We start from the raw sequence: 5,665 nt of genomic DNA on the forward strand, positions 1-5,665 counted from the left end.
GGCGGCGCCAGTCCCTGCGGCCGCGGCGACGAAGCACGGCCGCGGTGGGATCGGGTTTCCGCGTAAGAACGTGTCCACTCCGACTGCATTTCGTCCCAGAGACTCGGTTCGTGACCCGGAAACCAGCACTCGGCACAAGCGCTGGCTCGCCATGCTGAGCGAGACGGATTGGGCGCGGATCCGGGCGATCGCGCGGCAAGTCAACCATGCGCACGTCCCGGCGGCGCTGGCGGACCTGAGCGTGCCCTTGCGGGTTCGCGCGTGCCTGGTCGGGCACGAAGCTCGGTTTCTCGGCGAACCCGTCGGCACGCTGCGCGGCGGGCAAGTATCCGTGCTGATTTCCGAAAGCGGCGAGCACTGAGCGCCTGGCCCGCGGTAGTCACCTGGTTTCTTCGGATCGCGGGGCCTACTTTACCGGGCGCTTCTCGAGCTTCCGCGCGAGCGTGCGACGGTGCATGCCGAGCCGGCGCGCCGTCTCGGATATGTTGAAATCCGTTTCAACAAGCATCTCGTGGATCCGCTCCCACTCGAGCGTCTTGATCGAGGTCGACCGCGCGCTGATGGGCGTCGAGGCGTCGCCCGCCGCCTTGGCGAATGCGGCTTCGATGTCGTCGCTGTTTGCAGGTTTGGCAAGGTAGTGGCAGGCGCCGAGCTTGATCGCCTCGACGGCGGTGGCGATGCTTGCGAAACCGGTCAGGACGACGATCAGCATCGCCGGATCGTGGGCGTGCAGCGCCTCGACGCAGCTGAGGCCGGATTCGACGCCGAGCTTCAGGTCGACGGCCGCGAAACCGGGACGGAAATCTTCCAGCGTGGCGGCCATCTGCTCGCGGCTGGCGGCGTGACGGACCTCGTAGCCCTTGCGCTCGAAGGACCGTTGGAGGGCGGCGGCGAACTTGGCGTCGTCTTCGATCAGGATCAGGCGGCGGGGATCGCTCATCCGGCGGCCTCCAGGGTCAGTGCGCTCAGCGGCACGCAGACCGTCACCTCGGCCCCGCCGGCGTCACGGTTGCGGGCCTCGACCTGGCCGCCGAGCTTGCGCACAACGTTGACCACCAGGAACAGGCCGAGGCCGCCGCCGGGCCGGGCCTTGGTCGAGTGGTAGGGCTTGCCGAGGTCGGCCAGCATCTGCGGCGTGAACCCCGCGCCGCGGTCGCTGATCGTGATGACCAACTGTTCGCCGTCAATGCGCGCGCGCATGGCGACGGCCTGGGGCGAGGCCTCAATGGCGTTGTCGAGCAGGTTGTACAGCGCCTGCTTGAGGGCGGAGTCGGCGACGATCTTCGGGTCCGACTTCAGGGCGTCGTCGTAGCTCGCCGCATCGGGCGCGCGGCGCGTCTTCCACTCTTCGAAGAGGGTGCGCAGATAGGCTTTCAGCTCGGCGGCGGCGGCGGTCTCGGCGCGGGCCTCGCCGGCGGAGAGCAGGACGCCGGTGACGATCGATTTGCAGCGGGCGACCTCGGCGCGCATGTCCTCGATCTCCTGGGCGAGCTCGGGATCGCCGGCGAGCTTCGGCATCGTCCGCCAGTCGCCGAGGATCACGTCCAGGGTCGAGAGCGGCGTGCCCAGCTCGTGCGCCGCGCCGGACGCGAGCAGGCCCATGCGGACAATGTGGTCCTCCTCGGCGGCGTGTTGGCGCAATGCCGCCAGGCGGGCGTCGCGCTGACGCAGGTTGGCGCTGATCCGGCTGATGAAGAAGACCAGCAGCACCGCGTCGAGGACGAAGCCGATCAGGGCGCCGAGGATGTAGAGCCGGAACAGGTCTGGGCCTTCCGCCGGCAGCTCGAGCGGCCGGAACGAAAGGGTGAGGCCCAGGAAGCAGAGCGTCGCCAGCGCCACCATCGCCCAGCTCGCCCAGCCTTCGAGCAGGACCGCGCCCAGGATCACCTGCAGCAGGTAGAGCGAGGTGAAGGGATTGGTCGGGCCGCCGCTGAAGTAAAGCAGCGCGGTCAGGATGACGATGTCGAAGGTCAGCGTCGCCAGCAGTTCGCGGTTGGAGACCGGATACGGCCACCTCAGGCGCAGCACGCTCAGCATGTTGCCGGCCATGAAGACGATCAGCACCGCAGCCATCGCGCCCAGCGGCAGTCGCACGTGCATGACCCGCTCGACGACGGCGATGGTGATCAGCTGGCCGATCACCGCGATCCAGCGCAGCTGCACCAGCAGCGTCAGGTTCCGGTGCGTGGTCGCGCCGGCGACGGGCGCCGGATCGTGCGAGTCCGCGAGGTCAGCCGAGAGGGACATGCGGCGAGGCGAGGGCGGTTCCAGAACAGCGACGACGCGCACGCAGCGCCTCCACGAGCGGCCAGGCGCCCCAGACCCCGGTCATGCCGGCCAGGGCGAACCAGGTGAGCGCGTAGGAAAGGTGGCTGTTGCGGAAGCGGATGACGGTCATCCCGCCGCGTGGCCAGCCGCCGATATTTGGGGCGCCATCGGCGTCGATGAAATAGGGCGCTGCCTGGGCAAGGCCACGAACTCGGGTGATCGCGGCGACGTCGCGCGAGTACCAGCGGCCGGCGCCGGGCCGGTTGGCGCGCAGGAAGCCGCCGCCGGGCTCGCTGGCGCGCAGGAGCCCCGTCACGGTGACGGGGCCGGCGATCAGGCCGGCGGGCCGCGCAGCCTGGGGCGCGTGCTCGGCGGGGACGAAGCCGCGGTTGACCAGGACCGTGAAGCCCTGGTCGGTGCGCAGCGGCGTCAGCACCCAGAAGCCGGGACCGGCCTCAGTCACCGCCTGGACCAGGGTCTCGCGGGAATTGTCGAACGTTCCGCTCACACGGACATGGCGATAGGCGTCGCGCGCGGCCGAGACCTGCGGCCAGGCGGCGGGGCCGGGCGGCGCGACCGGCGAGGCGGCGATGCGGGCGTTCACCGCGGCGATCAGCGCCTCCTTCCAGGCCAGGCGCTCGAGCTGCCAGACGCCCAGCGCCATGAAGCCCGTGAAGGCCAGCACGGCCGCGACGACCGCGGCGAGATGCTTGCCCTGGCGGCGCAAGGCAGGCGCCGCCTACGGCATTTGCCGCATGTCCTGCGGGGACATCGGCATCATGTTGACGTCGAGGTGGTGCATCACCCACAGCGAGCCGCTGAGCACGATGCCGAGCAGCAGGATGGTGAACAGCAGGGCCATCAGGGTCCAGCCGCCTTCCGCGCGCCGGTTCATGTGCAGGAAGTAGACCATGTGGACCACCACCTGGACCATGGCCAGGCCCATGACGATGACCGCGATCAGGGCCGGGCTCTCGCCGTGACGGCTCATCACCAGCCAGAACGGCGCGGCGGTCAGCGCGCCGGCGAGCAGGAAGCCGGTCACATAGTCCCGGCGCGAGCCGTGGCCGGCGGTGTGGCCGTGGCCGTGATCTCCGCCGTGCGCCGGGGCGTGGGCGTGGGACTGCGCGCTCATCAGATCGCTCCGAGCAGGTAGACGAAGGAGAAGACCCCGATCCAGATCACGTCGAGGAAGTGCCAGAACAGGCTGAGGCAGGTGAGGCGCCGCAGGCTGGTCTCGGTCAGCCCCCAGCGCGAGACCTGGACCATCAGCGTGACCAGCCAGATCACCCCGAAGGTGACGTGCAACCCGTGCGTACCGACCAGGGTGAAGAAGCTTGAGAGGAAGGCGCTGCGCTGCGGCCCGGCGCCCTCGGCGATCAGATGGGCGAACTCGGAGAGCTCCAGGGTCAGGAAGGCGCAGCCGAAAAGGCCGGTCACCGCGAGCCAGCCGAGGGTCGCCTTCGCGCGGCCCTCGTGCGCGGCCATCATGCCCATGCCGTAGGTGATCGAGGAGAACAGCAGGAAGGCGGTGTTCAGCGCCACGACCGGCAGCTCGAACAGTTCGGCTCCCGTTGGGCCGCCCGCATAGTTGCGGCCGAGCACGCCGTAGCAGGCGAAGAGAACCGCGAAGATCAGACAGTCGCTCATCAGGTAGATCCAGAACCCCAGCGGGGTGCTGTTCTCCGGATGCGGCTCCTGCTCGAGGTGGAAGGCCGGGCGGGCTCCGCCGGGGAGCAGGCGGATCTGGGACGTAGCGCTCATCGGGTGCTCCTTTAGGCGACCTGCCGCAGCGTCGCGGTGCGGGCGCCCTCGGCGCGCACGACCTCCTCCACGGGGATGTGGAAGTCGCGGTCCTGGTTGAAGCTGTGGGCGATGGCGACGGCGATCACCGCGACGAGGCCGCCCGCGGCCAGCCACCACATCTGCCAGATCAGGCCGAAGCCGGCCGCGACGCTTAAGGCCGCCAGGATCACGCCCGCGCCGGTGTTCTTCGGCATGTGGATGGGCTTGAAGCCGGCGAGCGGGCGCTCGTAGCCGCGGGCCTTCATATCCGCCCAGGCGTCGAGGTCGTAGACCACGGGCGTGAAGGCGAAGTTGTAGGCCGGGGGCGGGGAGGCGGTCGACCATTCGAGCGTACGGCCGTTCCATGGATCGCCCGTGAGGTCGCGCAGCTCCTCGCGCCGCACGACGCTGACCACCAGCTGGATGATCAGGGCGAGGATGCCCATCAGGATCACCGCCGCGCCGATGGCGGCGATGACGAACCAGATGCGCAAGGACGGGTCGTCGAAGTGGCTGACACGGCGGGTCACGCCCATCAGGCCGAGCACATAGAGCGGCATGAAGGCCAGGTAGAAGCCGACCAGCCAGCACCAGAACGAGACCTTCCCCCAGAACGGCGCGAGGCGGAAGCCGAAGGCCTTGGGGAACCAATAGGCGATCCCAGCGAACATGCCGAACACCACCCCGCCGATGATCACGTTGTGGAAGTGGGCGATCAGGAACAGGCTGTTGTGCAGCACGAAGTCGGCGGGCGGCACGGCCAGCAGCACCCCGGTCATCCCGCCGATGACGAAGGTCACCATGAAGCCGAGGGTCCAGAGCATCGGCAGCTCGAAGCGCACCCGCCCGCGGTACATGGTGAAGAGCCAGTTGAAGATCTTCGCGCCCGTCGGGATCGAGATGATCATGGTGGTGACGCCGAAGAAGGCGTTCACGTCGGCGCCGGCGCCCATGGTGAAGAAGTGGTGCAGCCACACCAGGTACGAGGCGACGGTGATCGCCGCGGTCGCATAGACCATCGAGGTATAGCCGAAGAGCCGCTTGCCGCTGAAGGTGGAGACCACCTCCGAGAAGACGCCGAAGGCCGGCAGGATCAGGATGTAGACCTCGGGGTGGCCCCAGATCCAGATCAGGTTCACGTACATCATCGGGTCGCCCCCGAGTTCGTTCGTGAAGAAGTGCATGCCGAGATAGCGGTCGGCCGAGAGCAGGGCGAGCACGGCGGTCAGCACCGGAAAGGTCGCCACAATCAGCACGTTGGTGCAGAGCGCCGTCCAGGTGAACACCGGCATCTTCATCAGGCTCATGCCGGGGGCGCGCATCTTGACGATGGTGGCGACCAGGTTGACCCCTGAGAGCAGGGTGCCGACGCCCGCCACCTGCAGCGCCCAGATGTAGTAGTCGACGCCGACGTCAGGGCTGGCGGCCAGGCCCGACAGCGGCGGATAGGCCAGCCAGCCGGTGCGGGCGAACTCGCCGACGAACAGCGACATCATCACCAGGACGGCGCCGCCGACCGTCATCCAGAAGCTGAAGTTGTTGAGGAACGGGAAGGAGACGTCGCGCGCGCCGATCTGCATCGGCACCACGAAGTTCATCAGCCCGGTGACCA

The 5,665-nt window shown here is 68.6% G+C and carries 7 protein-coding genes; 1 reads left to right on the top strand and 6 read right to left on the bottom strand.

The window, feature by feature from the left end:
- Positions 1 to 361 (top strand): hypothetical protein (locus VJS38_RS16930; RefSeq protein ID WP_324089323.1); only part of this gene is annotated, 361 nt, incomplete at its 5' end.
- A 45-nt stretch (positions 362 to 406) separates the two neighbouring features.
- Here VJS38_RS16930 and VJS38_RS16935 read toward each other — a convergent pair.
- The 6 genes from VJS38_RS16935 to VJS38_RS16960 all read right to left on the bottom strand — a co-directional run.
- Entirely contained in the window at positions 407 to 940 is a 534-nt protein-coding gene (locus tag VJS38_RS16935) for a response regulator transcription factor (RefSeq protein WP_324089324.1), read from the bottom strand.
- Positions 937 to 2,247: an ATP-binding protein gene (locus VJS38_RS16940; protein ID WP_324089325.1), complete on the bottom strand. Its 1,311-nt coding sequence runs from the start codon at positions 2,245 to 2,247 to the stop codon at positions 937 to 939. The genes VJS38_RS16935 and VJS38_RS16940 overlap by 4 nt, the downstream gene beginning before the upstream one ends.
- Positions 2,231 to 2,995 (bottom strand): SURF1 family protein, encoded by a 765-nt coding sequence (locus tag VJS38_RS16945; protein WP_324089326.1) that lies wholly within the window; start codon positions 2,993 to 2,995, stop codon positions 2,231 to 2,233. The genes VJS38_RS16940 and VJS38_RS16945 overlap by 17 nt, the downstream gene beginning before the upstream one ends.
- A gap of 12 nt (positions 2,996 to 3,007) precedes the next feature.
- A complete protein-coding gene (gene cyoD / locus VJS38_RS16950; protein ID WP_324089327.1) occupies positions 3,008 to 3,403 on the bottom strand; it encodes a cytochrome o ubiquinol oxidase subunit IV in 396 nt (131 codons plus the stop codon).
- Complete coding sequence (gene cyoC, locus VJS38_RS16955) at positions 3,403 to 4,032, bottom strand: cytochrome o ubiquinol oxidase subunit III (protein ID WP_324089328.1); 630 nt, start codon at positions 4,030 to 4,032, stop codon at positions 3,403 to 3,405. The genes cyoD and cyoC overlap by 1 nt, the downstream gene beginning before the upstream one ends.
- 11 nt (positions 4,033 to 4,043) lie before the next feature.
- Positions 4,044 to 5,665 (bottom strand): cbb3-type cytochrome c oxidase subunit I (locus VJS38_RS16960; protein ID WP_324089329.1); only part of this gene is annotated, 1,622 nt, incomplete at its 5' end.

Origin of the sequence: Phenylobacterium sp. (genome assembly GCF_035276905.1) — a bacterium.
In the GTDB taxonomy this organism is placed as follows: domain Bacteria; phylum Pseudomonadota; class Alphaproteobacteria; order Caulobacterales; family Caulobacteraceae; genus Phenylobacterium.

What these genes read in the sequence shown, in the direction of transcription:
- VJS38_RS16935 (WP_324089324.1), bottom strand. Translation starts at nt 940, where the DNA reads ATGAGCGATCCCCGCCGCCTGATCCTGATCGAAGACGACGCCAAGTTC.
- VJS38_RS16940 (WP_324089325.1), bottom strand. Translation starts at nt 2,247, where the DNA reads ATGTCCCTCTCGGCTGACCTCGCGGACTCGCACGATCCGGCGCCCGTC.
- cyoD (WP_324089327.1), bottom strand. Translation starts at nt 3,403, where the DNA reads ATGAGCGCGCAGTCCCACGCCCACGCCCCGGCGCACGGCGGAGATCAC.
- cyoC (WP_324089328.1), bottom strand. Translation starts at nt 4,032, where the DNA reads ATGAGCGCTACGTCCCAGATCCGCCTGCTCCCCGGCGGAGCCCGCCCG.